Here is a 25,066-nt window from a genome sequence, read left to right on the forward strand (position 1 = left end):
ATACTTGATTGGAACTGGATAAAACCATACTGCTAGTTGATACTTTTTGCCAGCCGCGGGGCTCATCGCGGGACGCGGCGGTCACCAGCAAGCCTGGATCCGCCGATCGTGAACATAAACACGCGCCGCACGCACGGCGCCAAGGGAATCAGATGAAAGCACTTGCCGCGATCTCCGTCGTCGCCACCCTTCTGGGCAGCGCCGCGACGGCTCATGCCGAAGGTCCCAGCCGTCTGGACAAGATCCGGGAAACCGGCGTCATCACGCTCGGCCACCCCGAGACGTCGGTGCCGTTCGCGTACCTGGACGGCAATCAGAAGCCCATTGGCTACACGGTCGAGATCTGCCAGGAAGTCGCCAAGTACGTGCAAGCGGCGCTGAAGCTGCCCAAACTGGAAGTGCGCTACAACCCGACGACGTCGGCCACGCGCATCCCGCTGCTGGCCAACGGCACGATCGATCTGGAATGCGGCAACACCACCAACAACGAAGCGCGCCACAAGCTGGTGTCGTTCGCGCCCACGACCTTCGTGGCGCAAGTGGTGCTGGTGGCGCGCAAGGACGGCGGCGTGGACCCCAATGACCTGTCCTCGTTCCGCGGCAAGACCATTGCGGCGCAGGCCGGCGGCCAGACGTTCAAGCTGATCTCGCAACTGAATGCGCAGGGCAACCTGGGCATTTCGATGGCGCCCACCAAGGACACCGCCGAAACCATCCTGATGGTGGAATCGGGCCGCGCGGCCGGTTCGGCCAACGACGACGGCATCGCCTACGGCGCGGTCGCGTCGTCCAAGAACCCGGATGCGTTCGTGATCGGCAAGAAGGGCCTGGAAATGGCGCCCTACGGCATCATGGAGCCCAAGGATGATCCGAAGTTCAAGAAGGTCGTTGACGACGCCGTGATCGATCTCATGAAGACCGGCAAGGTCGCCGCGCTGTACGACAAGTACTTCAATTCGCCGATCCCGCCCAAGCAGATCAACCTGAAGTACCCCATGAGCGACGCGCTCAAGCGCGCGTTGGCCAACCCCACTGACTCCGGCGATCCCAAAGCCTACGAGTAAGCAGCATGCCGCGGGGCGCAGCGCGCGGCCGCGGCGCATGAAGGGGCAAGGACGCCGGCAGCGACCGGCGCCGCGATCAAGGGCGAGGGCATGAATTACAACTGGAGTTGGAGCGTCTTCCTGGAGATGTCGCCGGACGGCGTGCATACCTTCCTGGAGACGATCCTGATCGGCGTGGGCTGGACGCTTGCGCTGGCGTTGACGGCGTGGGTGTTTTCGCTGCTGCTGGGATCCTGGCTGGGTGTAATGCGCACGGTGCAGTCCCGTCTGATGAACGCCATCGGCGCTACCTACGTGGAACTGTTTCGCAACGTCCCGCTGCTGGTTCAGATGTTCCTGTGGTATTTCGTGCTGCCCGAATTGCTGCCGCATGCATGGGGCCTGGCGATGAAGCAGATGCCGCAGCCGTGGGGGCAGTTCGTGCCTGCGGTGCTGTGCCTGGGTTTTTACGGGTCGGCGCGCGTGGCCGAGCAATTGCGCGCCGGCATCCAGTCGCTGCCGCGCGGCCAGTTTCAGGCGGGGACCGCGCTGGGCCTGACCGAGGCGCAGGTCTATCGCCACATCATCCTGCCCGAGGCCTATCGCATCGTGCTGCCGCCACTGACCTCGGAGTTCATGGGCACGATCAAGTATTCGTCGGTGGCGCTGACCATCGGCCTGTTGGAGCTCACCGGACAGGCGCGCTCGATGGCGGAGTTCAGCTTTCACATCTTCGAGGCGTTTTCGGCCGCGACCGTGATCTACCTGATTCTGAACGGCATCGTCGTGCTGGGGATGCGCACGCTCGAGCGCCGCGTGGCGGTGCCCGGCCTGATCGGTGCGTCGGCAAAGTCGCCTGCGGGATCGGGGCGCTAGCATGGGCAAATTCGATTTCGATGTGATCTGGGGCGCGCTGCCGTACCTGTTCCAGACCGGCATGACGTTCACGCTGACCCTGACCGTGCTGGCGGCGGTGATGGGGCTGGCGCTGGGCACGCTTCTGGCGATGATGCGGCTGTCGCGCTACAAGATCCTGTCGGTGCCGGCGGGCATCTACGTGAACGTGATGCGGTCCATCCCGCTTCTCTTGGTGATCTTCTGGTTCTACTTCCTGATGCCGTACATCGCGGCATGGGTCGTGGGATCGCCCACGCCGCTGCGTGTGGGGGCGTTCAATTCGGCGGTGATCACGTTCACGCTGTTCGAGGCCGCGTACTTCTGCGAGATCATGCGCGCCGGCATCCAGTCCATCGCACGCGGCCAGGTGTCGGCCAGCATGGCGCTGGGCCTGAACCATTGGCAAGGCATGCGGTATGTCGTGCTGCCGCAGGCGCTGCGCAACATGGTGCCGGCGCTGCTCACGCGCGTCATCATCCTGTTTCAGGACACCTCGCTGGTCTACGTGCTGTCGCTGACCGACTTCCTGGGCGCGGCGTCCAAGATCGGCCAGCGCGACGGACGGCTGGTCGAACTCTATCTCTTCGTGGCGGTGGTGTATTTCGTGATTTGCTTCACGGCATCGCGTCTGGTCAAGCATCTGGAAAAGCGCACGCGCGTGCTGCGCTGAGCCGTCCACGTTATCCACAGGTTCAACGATGCAACTCTCTTCCAATCCTCCGATGATCGAGATTCGCCAGGTCAGCAAGTGGTACGGCGACTTCCAGGTGCTGGACGAATGCTCGACCACGGTGCGCCGCGGCGAGGTCGTGGTGGTGTGCGGTCCGTCGGGATCGGGCAAGTCGACGCTCATCAAGACCGTGAACGCGCTCGAGCCCTTCCAGAAGGGCGAAATCGTGGTGAACGGCGTGTCCGTGGGCGATCCGCGCACCAACCTGCCCAAGCTGCGCGCCGTGGCCGGCATGGTGTTCCAGCACTTCGAGCTGTTCCCGCACCTGTCGGTGACCGAAAACCTGTGCCTGGGGCAAATCAAGGTGCTCAAGCGCGGCAAGGACGAAGCGCGCCAGCGCGCGCTTGCCCTGCTCGAGCGCGTGGGCCTGTCGGCGCACAAGGACAAGCATCCCGGTGAACTGTCGGGCGGCCAGCAGCAGCGCGTGGCGATTGCGCGCGCGCTGTCGATGGACCCGGTCGTGATGCTGTTTGACGAACCCACGTCGGCGCTGGACCCGGAGATGGTCAACGAGGTGCTGGACGTGATGACCGACCTGGCGGGCGAAGGCATGACCATGATGGTGGTGACCCACGAGATGGGATTCGCGCGCCGCGTCGCCGACCGTGTGATCTTCATGGACGGCGGCAAGATCGTCGAGGACTGCCAGAAGGAGCAGTTCTTCGGCAACGTCGAGGAACGTGCCCCGCGCACGCGCCAGTTTCTTTCCAAAATTCTGCAGCACTGAAAGCCATGACCCAGCGGACCCTCGCCGAACCTCCCCCACCGCCCGTCGACCTGCGCAGCGACACGGTCACCCACCCGACCGCGGCCATGTACGAGCGGATGCGCACCGCCCCCATCGGCGATGACGGCCTGGACGGCGACCCCACCGTGCGCGAGCTGGAAGCCTGTGTGGCGGCCAGCCTGGGCAAGGAAGCGGGCCTGTTCGTACCCAGCTGCACGATGGCCAACCTGCTGGCAGTGCTGGCGCAGACGCAGCGCAGCGAGCAGGTGGCGCTGGAATCGACCGCCCACATGTACACGTCTGAACGCGGCGCGGCCACGTTCACGGGACTGTTCTATCAAGGCGTGCCGGGCACCGCGGGCGCGATGGACCTGAACCGGCTGGAGGACGCCCTGCTGACCGGCGGGCACCGGCTCAAGACCGCGCTGGTGGCGATGGAGACGTCCCACAACAATGCGGGCGGCACCGTGCTGCCGCTGGACCACATGCAGGCTGTGTACGGCATGGCGCGTGCGGGCGGCGTGCCGGTGCACCTGGACGGGGCGCGGCTGTTCAACGCGGCCGTGGCGCTGGGCGTGCCGGCCAGCGAGATCACCTGCCACACCGATACGGTGTCGCTGTGTTTGTCCAAAGGCCTGAGCGCGCCGGTGGGCGCGGTGCTGGCCGGCAGCCAGGCGGTGGTGGCCAAGGCGCGCTCGCTGCGTCGCATGCTGGGCGGCACGCAGCGCCAATCCGGCATCATGGCCGCCGCGGGCCTGGAGGGCGTGCAGCACATGAGCGGCCGGCTGGCCGAAGACCACGTGCGGGCGCGCCGCCTGAGCGACGGCATCAACAAACTGGCCCCGGCGCTGATGGCCACGGTGCCGCAAACCAACATCGTGCAGGTCGAGACCGCGGATACCGGCATGACCAACGCGCAGTGGGTCTCGGCCCTGCAGGCGCAAGGTGTGCTGACGCGCCCCTGGGGCCGCACGCGGCTGCGTTGCGTCACGCATCGGCATATCGGCGATGCCGATATCGATGTGGCCGTCCAGGCGTTTGCCGCGGTGCTGAACGCGCGCTGATTCAGCCGGCTTTGGGGTGGGCGATGCGATAATGCCCCGCATGTCCACCCCCACTCATCTTTCCCGAAAAGACTATTTCTGCGCCCTTGCGGTGGTGGTCATCTGGGGCCTGAATTTCGTCGTCATGAAGGTCGGCATGCGGGGCCTGTCTCCCATGATGCTGGGCGCGTTGCGATTCGCGCTGGCGGCCTTCCCCCTGATCCTTTTCGTGCGCATGCCGCGGCTGCCGTGGCACTGGGTCGCGGCCTACGGGCTGGTCCAGGGGCTGGGCCAGTTTGGCCTGCTGTTTACCGCGTTGAACTTCGGCATGCCGGCGGGCATGGCCTCGCTCGTCATCCAGACCCAGGCGTTCTTCACGCTGCTGCTGGCCGCGCCGGTCCTGCATGAACGGGCGCGCCGGCATCACTGGTTCGGTCTTGGCGTGGCGGCGATGGGTCTGGCCGTCATTGCCGGGGGGCGCGGCGAAGGGCCCGGGCAGATGACGATGCTGGGCTTTGTGCTGACGCTTGGCGCCGCGTTCATGTGGGCGGTGTCGAACATGATCGTGCGGCTGGCCAGCCGCAAGGCGCCCGGCTACGACCCCTTCGCATTCATTGCCTGGAGCAGCGCCGCGCCGGTGCTGCCCTTCCTGGTGCTGGCCGTGCTGATCGACGGCTGGGAGCCGGTGATGGGCATGGTGACCGGCATCGGCTGGGGCGAGGCGTTATCGGTGCTGTACCTGGCGGTGCTGGCGACCCTGCTGGCCTACACGTTGTGGACGCAGCTGCTGTCGCGCCACCCCGCCGCAAAGGTTGCGCCGTTCTCGCTGCTGGTGCCGGTGGTGGGGCTGTGGGCCGCGTCCATGGCCTTCGGCGAGCGCCTGCAACCGCTGCAATGGCTGGGCGCTGCCTGCGTGCTGGCCGGGCTGGTCATCAATCAGGTCGGCGGACGCTGGATGCGCTCGCGCTGACGCCGTCAGCCCTTGCGGCGTGGCCGACTCGTCCGGCCGGATTACATCGTGCCGGCTAGGGCGGCGCTGTTCAAAGTTGTTCGAAGCGGATGTAACGCTTATCGGTGTACTCCCGTCGCGTGATGATTTCCTGCACGGACGCGCCGGGCGGACCGCGCCGCAGCCATTCCAGCATATGGTCCACCTGGTCGGGCGTGCCCTGAACCAGCGCCTCGACCGTGCCGTCCAGCATGTTCTGCACCCAACCCTTCGCGCCCAGCATGTGGGCGCGCCGCACCGTCGCGTGACGGTATCCCACGCCTTGGACCGTGCCGCTGACGGTGACGTGGACGGTTTCGATATGGGAATCGGCCTTAGGGTCTTGCATGGTTTTTCCTTCGGATGATGCGCCGCCACGCACGAGATACGTAGGCGGAATCGGCTACAGCGGATGGTCTATAGGCCCGGCGGGCTTCGAAGCGATACGTTAGAGCACATGTCAAAACGTGCCAGCTTAGAAATACCCATTACCGAGAGCTTGGAGAAGCCATTATGGAAGAGACCAGTTTGTTGTCGGATGCCGAGACAGCGCGCTACAGGGATCAGGGCTACCTGGCCTTGAAGGACATGTGCCCTCAGGATGAGGTCGGCTACATCCGCAGGACGCTGCTGGACTTGTTCGCGAACAAGACGGGATATAACGAGGGTGCGCAGTATGACTTCGTCAGCCGCGACGACCCGACCAAGCCCGCCAAGTTTCCCAGTCTGCATGATCCGCGCCATTATGCCCCGGGCCTGTTGAAGACGGTTTACCACGAACGCACGCTGGAACTGGCGCGGCAGCTGCTGGGCCCGCAGGCGGCGCTCTATGGCGAGCACGCGTTGCTCAAGCCCGGTCCGCACGGACCAGAGACGCCGTGGCATCAGGACGAAGCGTTCCGTTCGCCGGACTTCGTCTACAACGAATTGAGCATCTGGCTGGCGCTGCAGCCGGCCACCATCGAGAACGGCTGCATGCAGTTCCTGCCGGGTTCGAACAAATGGGACGTGCTGGAGCACCGTTCGCCGGGAGGCGACAAGAGCCTGCATCCGCTGGAATGCTGCGGCGATTTTCCGCGCGAACAGGCCGTGGCCGAGCCGCTCGATCCGGGCGGCATCACGGTGCACGACGCGCGCACGCTGCACTTCACGGGGCCCAACACGTCGCAGACGCCGCGGCTGGCGTACATCCTGATCTACAACACGCCGCCGGTCTATAAGCCCGGGCGCCGCGAATTCCCATGGCTGGAGGGCCGCTGGACCGACAGCCAGACGCGCAAGAAGCAATGGCACAAGCGTGGCGGGCTGGCGGTGGACGTGATGCGCCGGCTGCCAGGCGCGCGGCTGACCAGCCCGCGCTGGGTCGCATGGGCGACCATCCGCGCGGTCAGCAAGGTGTGGCCGCGCTAAGGCTGGGCGTGCAGGGACCGTAGAGTCTTTGCGCAGGGGGGCGAACGGGGCCGGCAAGCGACGCTTGCCGGCCCCGGCGCGTATACTGAGCGGCGCTGGCGCCCCCCTATCACTCCACAGACACTCCATGACCGCTAACCTTTCTACGATCACCTGCATCGAAGATTTGCGCGTCGTCGCGCAGAAGCGCGTGCCGCGCATGTTCTATGACTACGCCGATTCCGGCGCCTGGACAGAAGGCACCTACCGCGCGAATGAAAGCGACTTTCACAAGATCAAGCTGCGCCAGCGCGTGGCGGTGAACATGGAAGGCCGGTCGCTGCGCACCACGATGGTGGGCCAGGATGTGGTGATGCCGCTGGCGATTTCCCCCACCGGCCTGACCGGCATGCAGCACGCCGACGGCGAGATCCTGGCTGCCAAGGCCGCCGCCGATTTCGGCGTGCCCTTCACGCTGTCCACGATGAGCATCTGCTCGCTGGAAGACGTGGCGCAGGCCACCGGCAAGCCGTTCTGGTTCCAGCTCTACGTGATGCGCGACCGCGAGTTCGTGGGCAACCTGATCGACCGCGCCAAGGCCGCCGGCTGCTCGGCGCTGGTGCTGACGCTGGACCTGCAGATCCTGGGCCAACGCCACAAGGACATCAAGAACGGCCTGTCGACGCCGCCCAAGCCCACGCTGCGCAACCTCATCAACCTGGCGACCAAGCCGCGCTGGTGCATGGGCATGCTGGGCACCAAGCGCCGCACCTTCGGCAACATCGTCGGCCACGCCAAGGGCGTGAGCGACCTGTCGTCGCTGTCGTCCTGGACGGCCGAGCAATTCGAACCGCGCCTGAGCTGGGACGACGTGGAATGGATCAAGCAGCGTTGGGGCGGCAAGCTCATCATCAAGGGCATTCTTGACGTCGAAGACGCGCAGCTCGCCGCCAACAGCGGCGCCGACGCGCTCATCGTCAGCAACCATGGCGGGCGCCAGCTGGACGGCGCCATGTCGTCCATCGCGGCCTTGCCTGCCATTGCCGATGCCGTGGGTTCGAAGATCGAGGTGTGGATGGACGGCGGCATCCGCTCCGGCCAGGACATCCTGAAGGCGGTGGCGCTGGGCGCGCGCGGCACGATGATCGGCCGCGCGTTCCTGTACGGGCTGGGCGCGTACGGCCAGGCCGGCGTGACCCGCGTGCTGGAGATCCTGTACAAGGAGATGGACACGACGATGGCGCTGTGCGGCCGCCGCACGATCGAGCCGGGCGACCGCAGCATCCTGCTGCCGGGCACGTACCCGACCTGATTGCAGACGCGCATGACAAGAACCCGGACCGCCAGCATGTCCGGGTTTTTTTTCGCGCCGATGCCGGCGCTGGCTAGGCCCCGTTGCCGGTGCCCAGAAACTGGCTGGGCCGGCGCAGCGCCGGATCGAAGGGATTGATCTGCGCACCTACCGCGTCGGCCTCGCGCCGCAACATTTCCACGATCAGCGGCAGGCGTTCATCGCTGATGCGTTCGATGGGCGCGGCCACGCTCAGCGCGGCGACCGTGACGCCGTTGGGGTCATAGACCGGCACGGCCAGCCCGGCGATATTGGGAAACACGCCCTGCCCCTGGCTGCGCGCGTAGCGTAGTTCCAGGCATTCCTTGATGCGCACGCGCATCGAGATCTCGTCCACGAAGCCCAGATGATGCAGGCGCGGAATGTTAAAGCGCATGACCTCTTCGCGCTCGGCCTCGGGCAGGCTGGCCAGCAGCACCAGGCCGCCCTGTCCCATGCCGAGCGGCACGCGCCCGCCGATGTCGCCCGTGTGCGAGCGCACCGGAAATGCGCCATCCACGCGGTCGACGCAGACGGCGTCAAAGCCGCTGCGCACCAGCAGAAAAATGGTGTCGTTGAGCATGCCGGACAGCCGCAGCATGGCGGGACGGTACAGGGTGCGCAGGCTGGACTGGTGGGTGCCGGCGGCCGCGGCCAGCGAAAAGAAGGCGACGCTGAGCTGATACCCCTTGCTTTGCGCCGGCTGCTCCACCACGCCCTCCTGCATGAGTCCTTGCAGCACCCGATGCACCGTGGCCTGCGCCTGTCCCGTGCGGGCGGCGATATCCGTCAGGCGCAGCTTTTCGCCCTTGGCGTCGGCCAGCACGCGCAGCACCGCGAACGCCCGCTGCAGCACGCCCTGGCCTGCGGAATCCTCCGAAGCTTCTGATTTCTTCATTCTTCAGTTCCGATAATCAAAATAGTCGAATGTATTTTTATCAAGAAATTCAGTCTAACGGAATTATTAGATAAAAAATTCGATTCTTCGGAAAACCCTAATTGCCCCGCATTTTCTCGCCTCCTAGACTGCCCCCATCGATCAAGCAGCTGGGGTGGGGGCAAACCCCTCCGGCGGCGCAAGGCCCGGATGGGTCACGGGGTGTGGAACATGGCATTTCTGCGGCTGGACAACGTCTCCAAGAACTATGGCGACCTGCGTGTCGTCTCGGACCTGAACCTGTCGGTCGACAAGGGCGAGTTCGTCTCCCTGCTTGGCCCCTCCGGTTGCGGCAAGACCACCACGCTGCAGATGATTGCCGGCTTTGCCGACGTGACCTGCGGCACCATCACGCTGGACGGGCGCGACATCACGCACGCCAAGCCCAACACGCGCGGGCTGGGCATCGTTTTTCAGAGCTATGCGCTGTTCCCGCACCTGACCGTGACCGACAACGTCGCCTTCGGCCTGAAGATGCGCAAGGTCGAACGCGCCGAGCGCCAGGACCGCGTGCGCGAGGCGCTGGCGCTGGTCAAGCTGGACAAGCATGCGGACCGTTTCCCGCGCGAACTGTCGGGCGGCCAGCGGCAACGCGTGGCGCTGGCGCGCGCGCTGGTGATCCGCCCGCCCGTGCTGCTGCTGGACGAGCCGCTGTCCAACCTGGATGCCAAGCTGCGCGAAGACATGCAGTTCGAACTGCGCAGCATCCAGCGCAAGATCGGCACCACGACCGTCATGGTCACGCACGATCAGGCCGAAGCCCTGTCCATCAGCGATCGCGTCGTGGTCATGCAGGACGGCCGCGCCACGCAGGTGGACGCGCCGTATCGCATGTACGAGCACCCGCAAACCGAGTTCATCTCGCGCTTCGTGGGCAAGACCAATCTGCTCGCCGGGCGCGTGACGCGCTGCGGCGTGCAGGCAGAAGTCCAGACCGGCGCGTTGAGTCTCCTGGTCGACGGCGAAGGCCTGCGCCACGGCGATAGCGTGCAGTTGTCGCTGCGGCCCGAAAAGCTGGTGCCGGTGCCGTCCGGGCAAGGCAAGCTTGCCTGTGTGGTCAACACGCGCTACTTCCTGGGCAGCCAGTGGATGTACGACCTGGATTCGCCCGTGGGGGCGTTGACCATCCTGACGCCCAACGACGGCCGCCGTCCGCACGACGACGGCGAAGCCATCGGGCTGGACTGGGCGGACGGCGTGCTGCGCGTGCTGCGCGCGCCCGCCGCGGCGGTGGCGGCGGACTGACATGGCGACGCTCACGCAACGCGGCGCTGCCGCCAGCCTGCCCAAGCCGCGCAACGACGGCCTGCTCGCCATCCTGGGATCGATCCCGCTGGCGCTCGTGTTCCTCACGCTGGTGCTCACGCCGCTGGCGCTGACGTTCGCCTTGTCCTTCCGGCCGTTCGATTACGCCGCAGGCATCCAGCCGGGCCACACGTTCGAGCACTACCTGGCCGTGGTCACGGACAGCTATTTCATCGAGATCTTCTGGCGCACCTTCTGGATCGCCGGCGTCACCACGCTGATCTGCGTGCTGATCGGCGCGCCCGAAGCCTACATCCTCTCGCGCATGGGCAAGCCCTGGCGCTCGATCTTCCTTCTGGTGGTGCTGTCGCCGCTGCTGATCTCGCTGGTGGTGCGCGCGTTCGGCTGGAGCATGCTGCTGGGCCCGGGCGGACCGCTGGGCAAGGCGGCCGCCGCGTTAGGGCTGGGAACGCTGCTGTACACGCCCACCGCCGTCATCATCGGCCTGGTGCACGTCATGCTGCCCTTCATGGTGATCCCCGTCTGGACGTCGCTGCAGAAGCTGGACCCCACCGTCGAGCATGCGGCGCTGTCGCTGAACGCCTCGCGCTTTCAGACGCTCACGCGCATTGTGCTGCCGCAGGCAATGCCAGGCATCCTGTCGGGCAGCCTCATCGTCTTCGGCCTGTCGGCCAGCTCGTTTGCGATTCCCGCGCTGCTGGGCGGACGTCGCCTGAAGATGGTGGCCACCGTCGTGTACGACGAGTTCCTGACCGAGCTGAACTGGCCGCTGGGCGCGGCCATCGCGATCGTGCTGCTGATCGTGAACGTGATCGTCATGATGGCGTACAACCGCGTCGTCGAACGCTCTTACCGCCGCAGCCTCGGCTGAGCCGCGCAAGGAATCGAACATGCAGAAGAACGGTCCTTTCGCGCTGGCGTTCAACTTCCTGGTGGTGGCCTTCGTGCTGGCGCCGCTGGTCATCGTGTGCCTGGTGGCGTTCACGCCGGACTCGACGCTTACCGTGCCCACCACAAGTTTCTCGCTGCGCTGGTTTTACGCGGTATTCGAGCATCCCAACTTCATGCAGGCGTTCAAGAACAGCCTGTGGCTGGCGTTCCTGTCGGCCAGCATTGCCGTGTGCCTGGCCGTGCCCGCGGCCATCGCCATCACGCGCTACCGCTTTCCGGGGCGCGACGTGCTCAACGGCCTGTTCCTGTCGCCGCTCATGATCCCGCACCTGGTGCTGGGCGTGGCGCTGTTGCGTTTCTTTGCGCTGATGGGCATGGCCGGCAGTTTTCCGTGGCTGGTCGCCAGCCACGTGGTCGTCATCACGCCTTACGTGATGCGCCTGGTGATCGGCGCGCTGGTCGGCTTTGACCGGTCCATCGAGCACGCCGCGCTGTCGCTGGGCGCCAGCCGCGCCACGGTGTTCTTTACGGTGACCCTGCCGCTCATCATTCCCGGGGTATCCGGCGGCTGGCTGCTGGCATTCATCAACAGCTTCGACGAACTGACCATGTCGGTGTTCATCACGGCGCCGTCGACCATCACGCTGCCCGTGCGCATGTACATGTACGCCACCGAATCCATCGATCCCATGATGGCCGCCGTGTCCGCGCTGGTGATCGCGCTGACGGCCGTGACCATGCTGCTGCTGGACCGGGTGTACGGACTGGACCGCGTCCTGGTGGGCCAGAAATGAAATCGCTGCCGACAGCCGCAAAGGAGCCGCGCGCGCCATGGCAATCCTGAAACGCCTGGCCGAAACCGGCCGGCCCGCGTTGACCTTCACGTTCGACGGACAGCCCTGCACGGCGCTTGCCGGCGACACGGTCCTGACCGCCGTCCTGACGCAGGGCGAGCGCCTGCGCGTCTCGGAATTCGGGGGCGGGCCGCGCGCTGGCTTCTGCATGATGGGCGCCTGCCAGGACTGCTGGGTGCAGCTTGAAAACGGCGAGCGCGTGCGCGCCTGTTCCACGTATATCGAGCCCGGCATGCGGCTGCAGAGCGCCGCGCTGGCGCCGGCCGCCGCGCCCGGCACGCTGTCGGCCGCCGCCTGGCCCGAGGACGACACGCCATGACCGCCGTGATGCCCGTGATCGTCGGTGCGGGTCCGGCCGGCATCCGCGCGGCCCAGACGCTGGCCACGCAAGGCCTGCGGCCCGTGATTCTGGACGAAGGCCTGCGGCCAGGCGGCCAGATCTACCGGCAGCCGCCGCCCGGCTTCTCGCGGCCCAAATCCGCGCTGTACGGCTTTGAACATCGCAAGGCCGACGCCGTGCACCGGACCATGCAGGCGTTGCAGGGCAGCGTGGAGTACCGCCCCGGCTGTCTCGTCTGGAACGCCGAGGGCAGGACGCTGGACGTGCTGCGCGACGGCGTCAGCACCACCGTGCCCTACACCCACCTCATCCTTGCCACCGGCGCCACCGACCGCGTGCTGCCGTTTCCCGGCTGGCTGACGCCCGGCGTCTACACGCTGGGCGGATCGCAGGTGGCGCTCAAGCACCAGGGATGCGGCATCGGTTCGCGCGTCGCGTTCATGGGCACCGGCCCCCTGCTGTATCTGGTGGCCTATCAGTACGCCAAGGCGGGCGCGCAAGTCGCAGCCGTCCTGGACACGTCCCGCTTTGCCGACCGCGCTGCCGCGCTGCCCGGCATGCTGCGCGCGCCCGCGCTGCTGGCCAAGGGCCTTTACTACATGGCGTGGCTGCGCGCACACGGCGTGCCGCTGCGCAGCGGCGTGCGGCCCGTGGCCGTCGCGGGCACGGACCGCGTCACGGGTCTGTCGTACCGGCAGGGCGCACGCACCCACACGCTGGACTGCGATGCGGTGGGCTTTGGCCTGTCGCTGCGGCCCGAAACCCAGCTTGCCAGCCTGATCGGCTGCGACTTTGAATTCAACGAACGTGACCGCAACTGGATCCCGCGGCGCGATGCCGCTGGCCGCAGCAGCGTGGCGGGCGTCTACGTCGCCGGCGATGGCGCAGGCATCGGCGGCGCCGACGCCGCCGAACTGGCGGGCGAACGCGCGGCGCTGGCGCTGCTTGAAGACACCGGGCATCCGCACGACGCGCGCCGCGCGCGCGTGCTGGAATCGCAACTGACGGCCAACGGCCGCGTGCGCGACGCGCTTGAACGCGCCTTCCCGTTTCCAGAGGACTGGGCCGCCGGCATCGCCGACGACACCGTCGTCTGCCGCTGCGAGGAAGTCACCGCCGGCGCCATCCGCCAGGCCGTGCACGAGAACGGCGTGCGGGAGATGAATCGCCTGAAAGCGCTGACGCGCGTGGGCATGGGCCGTTGCCAGGGCCGCATGTGCGGCGTTGCCGGCGCGGAAGTCCTGGCCCACGCCGTGGGCTGCGCGCCGCGCGCCGTGGGCCGGCTGCGCAACCAGCCGCCGGTCAAACCCATCCCGGTCAACGTGGTGTGCCTGGAACGGCCCGCGAAAAGGGCCGCATGATGGAACGCATCGACACCGAAGTCGCGATCATCGGCGGCGGCATCGTTGGCGGCAGCGCCGCGCTGTTCCTGCGCCGCCAGGGCGTGCCCGTGGTGCTGCTGGAAGCGGCGCTGTGCGGCGCCAAGGCCAGCGGCGTCAACTACGGCGGCGTGCGGCGGCAGGGCCGCGGCGTTGAACAGCTGCCGCTCGCGCGGCGCGCGCACGAACTGTGGGGCAAGCTCCCCGAGCTGATCGGCATCGACGGTGAGTATGTGCGCTCCGGACATTTGAAGCTGGCCTGCTCCGACGCCGACCTGGCGTTGCTGCAGGCCTATCGCGACAGCACGCGCGGCTTTGGCATGGATCTTCAAATCCTGGACCGCCGCGCGCTGGCGCGGCGCTTCGGCTGGCTGGGCCAGGGCGTGGTGGGCGGCTCGTTCTGCCCGCAGGACGGCCACGCCAACCCGCGACTCGTGTCCCCGGCGTTCGGGCGTGCCGCGGCCGCGCTGGGCGCCGACGTGCGCGTAGGCGTGCGCGTCACATCAGCCACGCACGACGGCACGCGTTTCACCGTGCGCGCCGGCGATACGCTTGAAGTGCGCGCGCGCGTGCTGCTCAATTGCGCGGGCGCCTGGGCCGGCCGCTTCGCCGAAGGCTTTGGCGAACCCGTGCCCGAAACGTCCATCCACCCCTTGATGATGGTGACCGAACCCCTGCCGCTGTTCATGGACGTCAGCCTGGGCATGCAAGGCGGCGGCATCTACGCGCGCCAGGTCGCGCGCGGCAACTGCGTCATCGGCGGCGGGCGCGGCGTCTCGGCGGACGCCGACTACGCCCGCCCGGGGCGCGACAACCTCGGCGCGCTGATGGCCAATGCGGCAACGCTGCTGCCCGTGCTGCGCGGCGCGCAGGTCATCCGCTTCTGGACGGGGGTGGAAGGCAACATGCCCGACCACAATCCCGTGCTCGGACCCAGCGCCATCGTGCCCGGTCTCTTTCATGCCTTCGGCCTGTCCGGCGCGGGCTTTCAGATCGGCCCGGCCGTCGGCGAAGTCCTGTCCGAACTGGTCGTGCACGGCCGATCCTCCATTCCTATCGATGCCTTCCGCATTGAACGGTACGCGCCCGCCGCTCACGGCGCCGCGGCCCGGCCTGAGAGTCTTCGTGAGCAAACGCTGGAGTCACCATGATGCACAAGAAACAGGGCGCGCAGCGCCTGACCAAGGGGAAGCGCCTGCTGGGCGCGGCGGTGCTGGCATTGCTGTCCGCCGGCGCAATGGCGCAGCAAAAGACGTTGTACGTCGGCATGAACGGCGGCGACATGGAACGCGCCTTCACGCAGCACGTGTTCCCCGACTTCGAGAAGGCCAACAACGTCAAGATCGTCGTCGTGCCCGGCACCTCGACAGACGTGCTGGCCAAGGCGCAGGCCTACAAGGACAATCCGCAGATGCACGTCATGTTCCTGGATGACGGCATCATGGCCCGCGCGATCTCGATGGGCCTGTGCGAACAGCTCAACGACGACCCCGTCCTGAAAGAGCTGTATCCCACCGCCCTGATGAAAGACCGCATGGCCGCCGGCATCGACATCGGCATGACCGGCCTGGGCTACAACACCCGCCTCTTCCAGAAGAATGGCTGGACGCCGCCGACCTCGTGGCTGGACCTGGCCGATCCCAAGTACAAGGGCAAGGTCGTCTTCCAGTCTGCTTCCGGCAGCACCTTCGGCCTGCACGGCTTCCTGATGTTCAACCGTATCGAAGGCGGCAACGACCAGAACTACGAGCCCGGTTTCAGGAAGTGGCCCTCCACCATCGGCCCCAATGTGCTCGAGTACATCCCCAACTCCGCCAAGCTGGCCGAGATGATCCAGTCCGACGAGGCCGCCATCTTCCCGCTCACCCCCACCGCCATCGCCCGCCTGAAAAAGCGCGACATCCCGGTGGAATACGCCCAGCCCAAGGAAGGCTCCGTCATCCTCATGGTCGGCGAATGCGTCATCGCCAAGAACAGCGAACCCGAACTCGCGCAAAAGCTCGCGCTGTACCTCTTGTCCGCCAAGGCCCAGGCCAAGGCGCTGGAAATGGGCGGCCACTTCCCGTCCAACAAGAACGTCCAGGCGTCCGCCGACAACGCCGAGACGCTCAAGCGCTTCCAAGGCTACATGGCCAACGCTAAGATCCTGGACTGGGACCAGATCAACGCGGCCCGGCCCGCCTTCAACGCCCGCTGGAACCGCACGGTCGAACGTTGAGGCCAACGCGCGGCGTCCTGTGGACAACCCGCAGGCGCGCCGCGCCGGCCTTCCAGCAGCAAGGACACGCATGCGCCTCATCATCAATTCCGGCGGCCCCCAGGCGACAGAAGAATGGCGCGCGCATTTCCGCGCGTTCGCGCCGGAACTGGACGTTGCCGGCTGGCACGAAGACCCCGACCCCGCCACCATCGACTACGCCCTCGTCTGGGCCCCCGACGCCGGCCGCCTGGCCACCTTCCCCAACCTGAAACTCATCATCAGCGCCGGCGCCGGCGTCGACCACATCCTCGCCGACCCCGGCCTGCCGCGCCACCTGCCCATCGCCCGCATGGTCACCGCGCGCACCCAGACCGAAATGGCCGAGTACGTGCTCACCAGCGCCCTCATGATCACGCGCAACGTCAAACGCATCACCGACAACCAGGCCCGCCGCCACTGGGAATTCTTCGACTCCCTGCGCGTCGCCGCCGACGTGCGCGTCGGCATCATGGGCCTGGGCCACCTTGGCATCGCCTCAGCCCAACTCCTGTCCGGCGCAGGCTTTCCCGTCAGCGGCTGGTCGCGCGGCGCCAGCAGGCTCCCCGACATGCCGTCCTACGCAGGCCAGGACCAGTTCGCCGACTTTCTCGCCAACACCGACCTCCTCGTCTGCCTCCTGCCCGCCACCGAAACGACGCGCGGCATCCTCAACCGCACGACGCTGTCCCAGCTCCCAAAAGGCGCCAGCCTCATCAACGCCGGCCGCGGCACCCACATGGTCACCGAGGACATCTTGGATGCGCTGAACAGCGGCCATCTGGACCAGGCCATCCTGGACGTCTTCGAGCAGGAACCCTTGCCTGAAGACTCCCCACTGTGGACGCACCCAAGAATCACCATCACGCCCCACTGCGCGGCGATCCCCGACCGAAAGGAGCGCGCGCGCCACACCGCGCTGCTGATCGCAGCCAACGAGCGCGGCGAGGCGCTTCCCAACATCTACGACCCTCAGCGCGGCTACTGACGCCCAGTCACCGTGTCACGCAAGTCGGCTACTCGGCAAAACGTCACGGCACCCAGCGGAGCGCGCAGCGCCAACGTATGACGCAAGACACCGCGTAAGCGCCACCAGGCCGCCCGCGCGGCCGCCGTGGAGCGGGCACCGCAAGATCTTCCCTCCCAAGCACCGCCCGAGCATAAAAACGCCAAGCACCCCGCCCGCCCCAGCGATGCGGAAACTCGAACTAACAGAGCACGGTGTGGCGGCGGCCTTGGGGCGCGGGGCGTGTAGATGCGCCCGAGGGAATCTGAAGGGAGCCGAAGGCGGACGAAGATGACGAAGGGGCAGTCCGGAGCGAAGGCTCCGGACCGCAATCGTAGCCCCGCGTCCCAAGGCCGCCGCCGCGCCGTGCGTCTAAAGAACCGAACCGGCGCAACCCAGAGAAAAAAACCGCAAAATCTGCAAACCCCCAAACGCTAAATTGCCCCTACCAAGGAGCAACCCATTGAAACCCGCAACGCGATCCCTCCACGCCCAACGCCTGGACCCCGTCCTACGCTGGCTAGCCGCCAACCCAGACGCCCCGCCCGACCTGCACCACCTGGCCGACCTGGCCTGCCTATCCCCCTACCACTTCCACCGAGTCTACCGCGCCATGATGGGAGAAACGGTCAACGCCACCGTCCAGCGCATCCGTATGCACCGCGCGGCTGCCGCCCTGGCCGGCTCCGAAACCCCATTGAGAGATATCGCCCAACGCGCCGGCTACGAATCCGACGCCGCCTTCAACCGCGCCTTCGGCGCCCTCTTCGGCACCCCGCCGGGCCGGTATCGCGCCGCCCGCTCCCAGTCTTCCACCCCCAAGGAGTTGACCATGTACCCCGTCGTCATCGAGAACTTCCCCGGAACCACCCTGGCCGTCCTGCCCCACCGCGGCAGCTACCAGGACATCGGCCCCGTCTTCTCAAGGGCCTTCATGCTCGCCATCGGCCGCGGCATCGCCACCCCGGACACCATCGGCTACGGCATCTATTTCGATGACCCCGAGCAGGTCCCCGAAAGCCAGTTGCGATCGCTTGCCGGCATGCCCGTCGCGCCCGATGCCGACATCGGCCAGGAACTCGAACGCTTCGAAATCCCCGCCGGCCGCTGCGCCATCCTCACGTACACCGGCCCCTACAACGAAATGCGCAAGCCCTACGACTGGCTCTTTGCCGAATGGCTGCCGTCCAGCGGCATGGCCCCCGCGGACTTCCCCATGTTCGAGCAATACCTGAACGACCCGCGCACCACCCCGCCCGCGCAATTGCAGACCCGCATCTGCCTGCCGCTGCAATAGCAGACTGCGCCTCCTGCTACCCGAGCACGCCTGCCAGATATTGCCGCAGCCAGGCGTGCGCCGGATCGTCCTGATAGCGCTCGTGCCAGTACAACGACACCGCAATGGGCGGCAACGTCAGCGGCACTTTCTGCGTCACGATGCGCGCGCTGCCCGACATCGCCTTCGCAATGCTCACCGGCATCGTCGCGATCAGGTCAGATCCCTCTACGATGAACGGACACACCAGATAGCTGGACAGCGTCGCCACGATCTTGCGGCTGCGGTTCTGGCCCATCAGGATGCGATCGATCGCCGTGCTGAAGTAGCGCGTGTGCGCGGCCAGATCCAGATGCCCGTAGCTCAGGTAGGCGTCCAGGTTCCAGCGCTTGCGCAAACACGGATGCCCTTCGCGCACGATGCACACCGCCGGCTCCTGGTACAGAAAGCGCGTGCGCAGATCCGGCGCCGGGTCCGGAAAATAGCCCGCGATCAACTCCACATGATTGGTGTCCAGCATGCTCAGCCCGTGCTGCGGCCGCGCCGGCACGATCTGCAACTGGAAGTGCGGTGCGTCCACCGCAAGCCGCGGAATCAGCTTGGGCAGCAGCGTGTACTGCACATAATCGGTCGCATACAGCGACAGCGTGCGCGACGAATGCGCCGGGTCGAACGCCTCGCGGGTGCGCGTCGCGCGGTGCCAGCCCTCCAATAGCGGCTTGAAATGCTGGTGCAGTTCCAGCGCCCGCAGCGTCGGCTGCCACGCGCCGCCCTCGCGCACCAGCAGCGGATCGCCGAACAACTGGCGCAGCCGGTTCATTGCCGCGCTCATGGCCGGCTGGCTGATGTTCATCGCCTCGGCCGCGCGCGACACATTGCGGCATGCCATCAGCGCATCGAAGTGCAGAAGCAGATTCAGGTCCGGATTCTTCATCGCCGCGCGTCCATAAATGGCATCTATACAAATATAAACCTGTAGGACTGCTGTCATCGCGGCGCCAGGCCTAGCATGACTTCGTTGTTGCAGCGAACCAAGGTCGGACACGCATGATCCGGCCATAAGGAAGTTCTATCAACAAGGGGAAACCAAGCCATGAAAACAGGGCTACTTCGCAGTTGCTGTCGCATTGCCGCCGGCGTCGCGCTCTTTGCCGCCGCCGGAACCGCCAGCGCCGCCTGGCCTGACAAGGTCATCCGCATCGTCGTGCCGTTCGCGGCCGGCGGCTCCACCGACCTGGTGGCGCGCAAGATCGCTGAAGGACTGAGCCAGCGCCTGGGCGCCAACGTCATCGTCGAAAACCGGCCAGGCGCGGGTGGCACCGTCGGCACCGAGTACGTCGCGCGCCAACCCGCCGACGGCTACACCATCCTCATGGGATCGGTCAGCACGCACGGCAGCGCGCCCTGCGTCTATTCCAAGTTGCCGTACGACGCGGTCAAGGACTTCACGCCGCTGACGGTCGTGGCCACGATCCCCAACGTCATGTCGGTGAACCAGTCCGTCCCCGCCAACAACCTGCAGGAGTTTGTGGCCCTGCTGAAGAAAGAGCCCGAGAAGTATTCCTTCGCCTCCAACGGCCAGGGCACGTCCAATCACCTGGCCGCCGAACTCTTCAAGTCCACCGCCGGGGTGTCGATGGTGCATGTGCCTTACCGCGGCTCCGGCCCCGCGCTCATCGACCTGGTGGGCGGACAGATCAACATGATGATGGACGTCGTGATGACGTCGTACCCCTACATCAAGGACGGCAAGATCAAGGCGCTGGCGGTGACCTCGCCGCAGCGCTCGGCCATGTTGCCCGACGTGCCCACCGTCGCCGAGTCCGGCTACCCCGGTTACGAGGCCATGGTGTGGTTCGGCATGCTGGCGCCCGCCAACATGCCCGAACCCTTGCGCACCAAGCTGACCGACGGCCTGGTGCAGACCCTGCACGCGCCCGCCATGAAGACCTATCTCGAGCAGCAGGGCGCTCAGGTGTCGGACGTTGCGGGCCCGGCGTTCGGCTCGATGATCAAGGACGAAATCAGCAAGTGGTGCCAGGTGGTGAAGAAAGCCGGCATTCGTCTGGACTGACCCTCTTTTTTGGAAAGAACGATATGTATCGCATAGGGATAGACGTCGGAGGCACGTTTACCGATTTCACGATGATCGACGAGGACGCCGGCGTGGTGCACTTTCACAAGGTGCCCTCCACGCCGCACGATCCCTCCGAGGCCATCGCCACGGGCATCGGGCAGATGCTTGCGGATCATGGCGTCGCGCCTTCGCAGGTGTCGCACGTGGGCCACGGCACGACGGTGGCCACCAACCTCATCATCGAACGCAAGGGCGCGCGCGTCGGCCTGATCACCACGCGGGGCTTTCGCGACGTGCTGGAGATCGGCCGCCAGACGCGCCCGCACCTGTACGACTACAGCGTGGGCAAGCCGCCCGTCGCGGTGCCGCGCGAATTCCGCGCCGAAGTCGACGAGCGCGTCAACGCGGCGGGCGAGGTCCTGACGGCGCTGGACGAAGCGCAGGTGCGCGATGCGGCGCGGCGCTTCGCCAAGGCCGGCATCGAGGCCGTGACGATCTGCTTTCTGCATGCTTACCGCAACCCGGCGCACGAGCGGCGCGCGGCCAGCATCGTCCAGGAAGAAATGCCGGATGCGTACATCAGTCAGTCGTCCGAGGTGTTGCCCGAGTTCCGCGAATACGAGCGCCTGTCCACCACCGTGCTCAATGCGGCGGTCGGGCCGAAGATGGCGCGCTACCTGGAGCGTTTCCTGAAGCGGGTGCGGGAACTGGACATCGGGCATGAACCGCACACCATTCACTCCAACGGCGGCCTGATGTCGATCGCCACGGTGCGCCAGTATCCAGTGCGCACCTGCCTGTCCGGCCCCGCCGCCGGCGTGGTCGGCGCCGCGGCCGTGGGACGCGCCATCGGCAGCCTGAACCTCGTGACGTTCGACGTGGGCGGCACCAGCACGGACGTGTCGCTGGTGTGCGAAGGCAGGCCGCTCTTCACCTCGCATCGCCATGTCGCCGGCTATCCGGTCAAGACGCCGATGGTCGACATCCATGTCATCGGCGCGGGCGGCGGCAGCATTGCGTGGCTGGACGATGCCGGCGCGCTGAAGGTGGGTCCGCACAGCGCGGGCGCGGTGCCGGGCCCGGTGGGCTACGGCCGTGGCGGCCAGGAGCCCACCATCACCGACGCCGAAATCGCGTTGCAGCGGCTCAACCCCGTGGCGCTCTTGAACGGCCGAATGCCGGTGTATGCCGATGCGGCGCGCGAGGTCATCCGCGGCCGCGTCGCCGAACCGCTGGGATTGACCATGGAGGCGGCTGCCGAGGGCATCCTGCGCATCGCCGCCGCCAACATGAGCCGCGCGATCCGGGCGGTTTCCACCGAGCGGGGCTACGACCTGTCGCGCTTTGCGCTGTATGCCTACGGCGGCGCGGGTCCGCTGCACGCCGTGGAAGTGGCCGAGGAATGCGGCATCCCCGTGGTCATCGTGCCGCAGGAACCCGGCACGATGTGCGCGCGCGGCATTCTGCTCAGCGACATCTCGTTCGACTTCGTGCAAAGCGAGATATCGCTCGCCAGCCAGGACACGTGGCCCGCCATCACCGCCATCTTCGAAGGGCTTGCCGCGCAGGCGCGCGACTGGCTCGCGTCCGAACGCGTCGATCCCGCGCTGCGCGTGTGCCACAGCGCGATCGACGCGCGCTACGAGGGGCAGAACTTCGAGGTGCAGGTCAGCCTGGACGACACGGGCCCGGGCGGCTACGCGCAATTCGCGCGGCGCTTTGCAGAGGCCCATGAGCGCGAATACGGCTACACGGTGGACGATCGCAAGGTGCAGATCATCAATTGCCGCATGCAGGCGGTCGGACAGGTGGTGAAGGCGCCGCTCGCGCCACGCCATGTGGGCGGCACGCTGCAGGACGCGCGGCTGGGCGAGCGCAAGGCGTACTTCGGGCCGGCGCATGGCTGGCTGCAAACGCCCGTGTACGACCGCGACCGCGTGCCGACCGGCGCGCGCTTTCAGGGCCCGGCGCTGCTCGAGGAAATGAGCTCGACCACGGTGGTCGGCGTGGGCCACGAGGCCAGCGTCGACGAATTCGGCAACCTGATCATCCGTTTGCAAGGAGGCTCGCATGAACAAGCCTGATTCCATTGACCCGCGCGAGGCGGACAGCGCCTCGGTCCTGGCGGATCCGATCGGCATGGAGGTGTTCTGCAACCGCCTGCTGTCGATCACCGAAGACATGAACAACACGCTGGTGCGCGCCTCGTTCTCGACCAACATCAAGGAACGCAAGGATTGCTCGGTGGCGCTCTTTGACGCGGCAGGGCGGCTGGTCGCGCAGGGCACGCAGATCCCGCTGCACCTCGGATCGCTGGACGGCGCCATGCGCGCCATCCTGCGCACGTTTGCCGAAGACCAGATCCGCGACGGCGACGTGTTCATCTGCAACGATCCGTACCTGGCCGACGGCAGCCACCTGCCCGACATCAACATCATCACGCCGGTGTTCTGGGAAGGCACGCTGCGATTTTTTGCCGCCAACATCGCGCATCACTCCGACGTGGGCGGCGCCGTGCCTGGCTCTATCGCCGGCGGGCTGAAGTCGATCTTCGAGGAAGGCATCCGCATCCCCGCCTGCCGCCTGGCCCGCGCGGGCCAGACCGACGAGGACCTGCTGCGCCTCATCTGCGCGAACACCCGCGATCCGGAAGAGCGCGTGCTCGACCTGCGCGTGCAGATGGCGACCAACCGTCGCGGCGCGGCCGCGGTGCAGGGACTGATCCGCCAGATGGGGCTGCAAGCTGTGCTGCGCTCGGTGGACGACGTGATCGCCTATACGCGCAAACGCCTCTTGAACCGCATCGCCGAGCTGCGCCCCGGCAGCTACACCTTCCGCAGCGATCTTGACGACGACGGCATGGGCGGCGATCCGGTGCCCATCCAGGTGACGCTGACCGTGGGCCCGGACAATCTGCATTTCGACTTCGACGGATCGGGCAAGCAGGCGCGCGGCGCCATGAACCTGCCGTTCAATGCCCTGCGCGCCTGCGTCTACTACGCGGTGAAGGCGCTGCTGGATCCGGATCTGGCGCCCAATGCCGGGCTGTTCGACCCGATCACGCTGTCCGCGCCCGTGGGCACCATCACCAATCCCGAGCATCCGGCCGCGGTGGGCGCGCGGTCCATCACCGCGCAGAAGGTCGCCGGCGCGATCTTCGGTGCATTTCGGGGCCTGCTGCCGCCGGAAAAGACCATGGCTTCCAGCAACGACTGCTGCCCCGCCATCGTGTTCTCGGGCCGGTGGCGCGAGCGCGCGGGACACTTCGTGTACCTGGAAACCTTGGGCGGCGGCGCGGGGGCGCGATTCGATGCGGACGGCATGGATGCGGTGCATGTGCACATGACCAACACGTCGAACCTGCCGGTCGAAGCGCTGGAGAACGAGTATCCCCTGCTGATGGACGAGTACGCGATGATTCAGGACTCGGGCGGCGCGGGCCGCACGCGCGGCGGCATGGGCATCGCCAAGCAGATACGCGCGGTGGGACCAGGCATCGTGTTCTCGGCGCGCTCGGACAGCCACACCGTCGGCGTGGCCGCAGGCGTTGACGGCGGTGGAGATGGCCGCCGCGCGCGCCTGATCCGCAACTTCGGGACGCCGCAGGCCGAGGAGCTTTTTTCCAAGACCGCCAACATTGCGCTTGCGGCTGGCGATAGCGTGCGCATCGAAACGCCGGGGGCCGGCGGTTATGGCGCGCCGTCGGAGCGGCCGCGGGCGCGCGTGGAACAGGACCTGGCTGACGGCAAGATCAGCCCTCACGCGGCGCGTGCGGACTATGGGCTGTCCGCGTAGACCGAGCCGCGCGTCAACTGACGTTCAGGGTCATCGAGTACTTCATCTTGTCGTGCGGAAACGTGGTGATGGTGGCAAGCAGCAGCACGCCGCCGTCGCCGTAGTATCGGCGGGTGATGACAAAGCCCGGCGTGCCGGTATCGACTTGAAGTTGCCTGGCGATCGCCGCGCCGATCGGCGTGGCGGAGAACTCCTGGTTGACCTCGGTGATGCGGTCGCCGAAGTGGTCCTCGATCAGCCGCAGCAGCGAGATCCGGGACTTCACGTCCACCAGCACGTCCGAATGCGCCGGGTTCGTGTAGATGAGCGTGCTGGCGGCCGGCACGTCGGGATCGTCCAGCGTCTTGATCGAGTTGATGTGCAGCCATTCTTGCCCGGCTTCGCAGCCCAGCGTTTCGGCAAGGCGCTTGGTCAGCTTGACGGTGCGAACGTCCTGCACCAGCAGTGCCGCGTTGCGCGCGTACTGCAGCAGATCGGGAAACTGCGAGATGCGCTGCGTGAAACGGGTCGTCGCGCGGGCCGTTTCGACACGCGTGCCCACGCCCGGCCGGCGCGACACCACGCCCGCCACCGTCAGCATGCGGATCGCTTCGCGGATGGTGTGGCGGCTGGCGCCGAATTGTTCGCACAGTTCGTGCTCGGTGGGAAGCAGCGTCATGACGGGGTAGCGCCCGGAGCTGATGTCCTGCGAGAGCGACTGATAGATGCTCTTGTAGCGGGGGCCACCCGACATGTCTGCCGGGAGCGCCGCGCCGGGCCGGCCGCGGGCTTGCCGCTCCCCGCCGGGGCTGGCAGCGCGCTCGGAGGATCGGGTCATGAGGTTGGCTCCTTGATTGGTTTTATAGGGTTTGTCCGGACAATA

At 66.7% G+C, this 25,066-nt stretch carries 24 protein-coding genes; 20 read left to right on the forward strand and 4 right to left on the reverse strand.

The window, feature by feature from the left end; genetic code table 11:
* The first annotated feature begins 152 nt into the window (after positions 1-152).
* From KVT32_RS22455 to KVT32_RS22480, 6 genes are all read left to right on the forward strand, one after another.
* Positions 153-1,064 carry an amino acid ABC transporter substrate-binding protein gene (locus tag KVT32_RS22455; protein WP_152383047.1) on the forward strand — a complete coding sequence of 304 codons (912 nt, stop codon included), beginning with the start codon at positions 153-155 and terminating at the stop codon, positions 1,062-1,064.
* A gap of 90 nt (positions 1,065-1,154) precedes the next feature.
* A complete protein-coding gene (locus KVT32_RS22460; RefSeq protein WP_152383048.1) occupies positions 1,155-1,919 on the forward strand; it encodes an amino acid ABC transporter permease in 765 nt (254 codons plus the stop codon).
* A gap of 1 nt (position 1,920) precedes the next feature.
* Positions 1,921-2,610, forward strand: a complete 690-nt coding sequence (locus tag KVT32_RS22465; protein WP_056327649.1) for an amino acid ABC transporter permease — start codon at positions 1,921-1,923, stop codon at positions 2,608-2,610.
* 52 nt (positions 2,611-2,662) lie between these two features.
* Positions 2,663-3,397 (forward strand): amino acid ABC transporter ATP-binding protein, encoded by a 735-nt coding sequence (locus KVT32_RS22470; RefSeq protein WP_056327650.1) that lies wholly within the window; start codon positions 2,663-2,665, stop codon positions 3,395-3,397.
* Positions 3,398-3,402: 5 nt separating this feature from the next.
* Entirely contained in the window at positions 3,403-4,461 is a 1,059-nt protein-coding gene (locus tag KVT32_RS22475) for a low specificity L-threonine aldolase (RefSeq protein WP_152383049.1), read from the forward strand.
* A gap of 40 nt (positions 4,462-4,501) precedes the next feature.
* Complete coding sequence (locus KVT32_RS22480; RefSeq protein WP_152383050.1) at positions 4,502-5,410, forward strand: EamA family transporter; 909 nt, start codon at positions 4,502-4,504, stop codon at positions 5,408-5,410.
* A gap of 70 nt (positions 5,411-5,480) precedes the next feature.
* Here KVT32_RS22480 and KVT32_RS22485 read toward each other — a convergent pair whose 3' ends face one another.
* Positions 5,481-5,777 (reverse strand): acylphosphatase, encoded by a 297-nt coding sequence (locus KVT32_RS22485; RefSeq protein WP_056327653.1) that lies wholly within the window; start codon positions 5,775-5,777, stop codon positions 5,481-5,483.
* Between the two features lie 164 nt (positions 5,778-5,941).
* Between KVT32_RS22485 and KVT32_RS22490 the strand changes: the two genes are divergently transcribed.
* Positions 5,942-6,838, forward strand: a complete 897-nt coding sequence (locus tag KVT32_RS22490; protein WP_152383051.1) for a phytanoyl-CoA dioxygenase family protein — start codon at positions 5,942-5,944, stop codon at positions 6,836-6,838.
* A 127-nt stretch (positions 6,839-6,965) separates the two neighbouring features.
* Positions 6,966-8,129, forward strand: coding sequence for an alpha-hydroxy acid oxidase (locus tag KVT32_RS22495; protein WP_217618868.1), 1,164 nt, complete (start codon positions 6,966-6,968; stop codon positions 8,127-8,129).
* Between the two features lie 73 nt (positions 8,130-8,202).
* Here KVT32_RS22495 and KVT32_RS22500 read toward each other — a convergent pair whose 3' ends face one another.
* Positions 8,203-9,045, reverse strand: coding sequence for an IclR family transcriptional regulator (locus KVT32_RS22500; RefSeq protein WP_128829685.1), 843 nt, complete (start codon positions 9,043-9,045; stop codon positions 8,203-8,205).
* A 210-nt stretch (positions 9,046-9,255) separates the two neighbouring features.
* Here KVT32_RS22500 and KVT32_RS22505 point away from each other — a divergent pair, with 210 nt between their 5' ends.
* From KVT32_RS22505 to KVT32_RS22545, 9 genes are all read left to right on the forward strand, one after another.
* Positions 9,256-10,329 carry an ABC transporter ATP-binding protein gene (locus KVT32_RS22505; protein ID WP_175157307.1) on the forward strand — a complete coding sequence of 358 codons (1,074 nt, stop codon included), beginning with the start codon at positions 9,256-9,258 and terminating at the stop codon, positions 10,327-10,329.
* A 1-nt stretch (position 10,330) separates the two neighbouring features.
* Positions 10,331-11,221: an ABC transporter permease gene (locus tag KVT32_RS22510; protein WP_056327658.1), complete on the forward strand. Its 891-nt coding sequence runs from the start codon at positions 10,331-10,333 to the stop codon at positions 11,219-11,221.
* 19 nt (positions 11,222-11,240) lie between these two features.
* The gene (locus KVT32_RS22515; RefSeq protein ID WP_056327659.1) at positions 11,241-12,035 is read left to right on the forward strand and encodes an ABC transporter permease; all 795 of its coding nucleotides are present in this window, start codon (positions 11,241-11,243) and stop codon (positions 12,033-12,035) included.
* Positions 12,036-12,072: 37 nt separating this feature from the next.
* Positions 12,073-12,414, forward strand: a complete 342-nt coding sequence (locus KVT32_RS22520) for a (2Fe-2S)-binding protein (protein WP_142052102.1) — start codon at positions 12,073-12,075, stop codon at positions 12,412-12,414.
* The gene (locus KVT32_RS22525; protein ID WP_217618869.1) at positions 12,411-13,796 is read left to right on the forward strand and encodes an NAD(P)/FAD-dependent oxidoreductase; all 1,386 of its coding nucleotides are present in this window, start codon (positions 12,411-12,413) and stop codon (positions 13,794-13,796) included. The genes KVT32_RS22520 and KVT32_RS22525 overlap by 4 nt, the downstream gene beginning before the upstream one ends.
* Positions 13,793-14,965 carry an FAD-binding oxidoreductase gene (locus KVT32_RS22530; protein WP_217618870.1) on the forward strand — a complete coding sequence of 391 codons (1,173 nt, stop codon included), beginning with the start codon at positions 13,793-13,795 and terminating at the stop codon, positions 14,963-14,965. Before KVT32_RS22525 ends, KVT32_RS22530 begins: the two co-directional genes overlap by 4 nt.
* Complete coding sequence (locus tag KVT32_RS22535; protein ID WP_193725344.1) at positions 14,962-16,032, forward strand: ABC transporter substrate-binding protein; 1,071 nt, start codon at positions 14,962-14,964, stop codon at positions 16,030-16,032. The genes KVT32_RS22530 and KVT32_RS22535 overlap by 4 nt, the downstream gene beginning before the upstream one ends.
* 70 nt (positions 16,033-16,102) lie before the next feature.
* Positions 16,103-17,038 carry a glyoxylate/hydroxypyruvate reductase A gene (locus KVT32_RS22540; protein WP_217618871.1) on the forward strand — a complete coding sequence of 312 codons (936 nt, stop codon included), beginning with the start codon at positions 16,103-16,105 and terminating at the stop codon, positions 17,036-17,038.
* A gap of 481 nt (positions 17,039-17,519) precedes the next feature.
* Positions 17,520-18,353, forward strand: coding sequence for a GyrI-like domain-containing protein (locus tag KVT32_RS22545; protein WP_175236644.1), 834 nt, complete (start codon positions 17,520-17,522; stop codon positions 18,351-18,353).
* A 16-nt stretch (positions 18,354-18,369) separates the two neighbouring features.
* Here KVT32_RS22545 and KVT32_RS22550 read toward each other — a convergent pair whose 3' ends face one another.
* Complete coding sequence (locus tag KVT32_RS22550) at positions 18,370-19,266, reverse strand: LysR family transcriptional regulator (RefSeq protein ID WP_180099905.1); 897 nt, start codon at positions 19,264-19,266, stop codon at positions 18,370-18,372.
* 159 nt (positions 19,267-19,425) lie between these two features.
* Between KVT32_RS22550 and KVT32_RS22555 the strand changes: the two genes are divergently transcribed.
* From KVT32_RS22555 to KVT32_RS22565, 3 genes are read left to right on the forward strand one after another with little or no spacing between them, the layout of a single operon-like run.
* On the forward strand, positions 19,426-20,406 hold the full coding sequence (locus KVT32_RS22555; protein WP_062839321.1) for a tripartite tricarboxylate transporter substrate binding protein: 981 nt from the start codon (positions 19,426-19,428) through the stop codon (positions 20,404-20,406).
* 23 nt (positions 20,407-20,429) lie between these two features.
* Positions 20,430-22,493, forward strand: coding sequence for a hydantoinase/oxoprolinase family protein (locus KVT32_RS22560; protein ID WP_217618872.1), 2,064 nt, complete (start codon positions 20,430-20,432; stop codon positions 22,491-22,493).
* On the forward strand, positions 22,480-24,204 hold the full coding sequence (locus KVT32_RS22565; RefSeq protein WP_175157314.1) for a hydantoinase B/oxoprolinase family protein: 1,725 nt from the start codon (positions 22,480-22,482) through the stop codon (positions 24,202-24,204). The genes KVT32_RS22560 and KVT32_RS22565 overlap by 14 nt, the downstream gene beginning before the upstream one ends.
* A gap of 13 nt (positions 24,205-24,217) precedes the next feature.
* Here the strand turns inward: KVT32_RS22565 and KVT32_RS22570 are convergent, their stop codons facing one another.
* Entirely contained in the window at positions 24,218-25,021 is an 804-nt protein-coding gene (locus KVT32_RS22570; RefSeq protein WP_062839324.1) for a GntR family transcriptional regulator, read from the reverse strand.
* Between the last annotated feature and the right edge of the window lie 45 nt (positions 25,022-25,066).

The sequence above is a fragment of the Achromobacter sp. GbtcB20 genome (assembly GCF_019091095.1).
GTDB lineage: Bacteria > Pseudomonadota > Gammaproteobacteria > Burkholderiales > Burkholderiaceae_B > Achromobacter > Achromobacter mucicolens.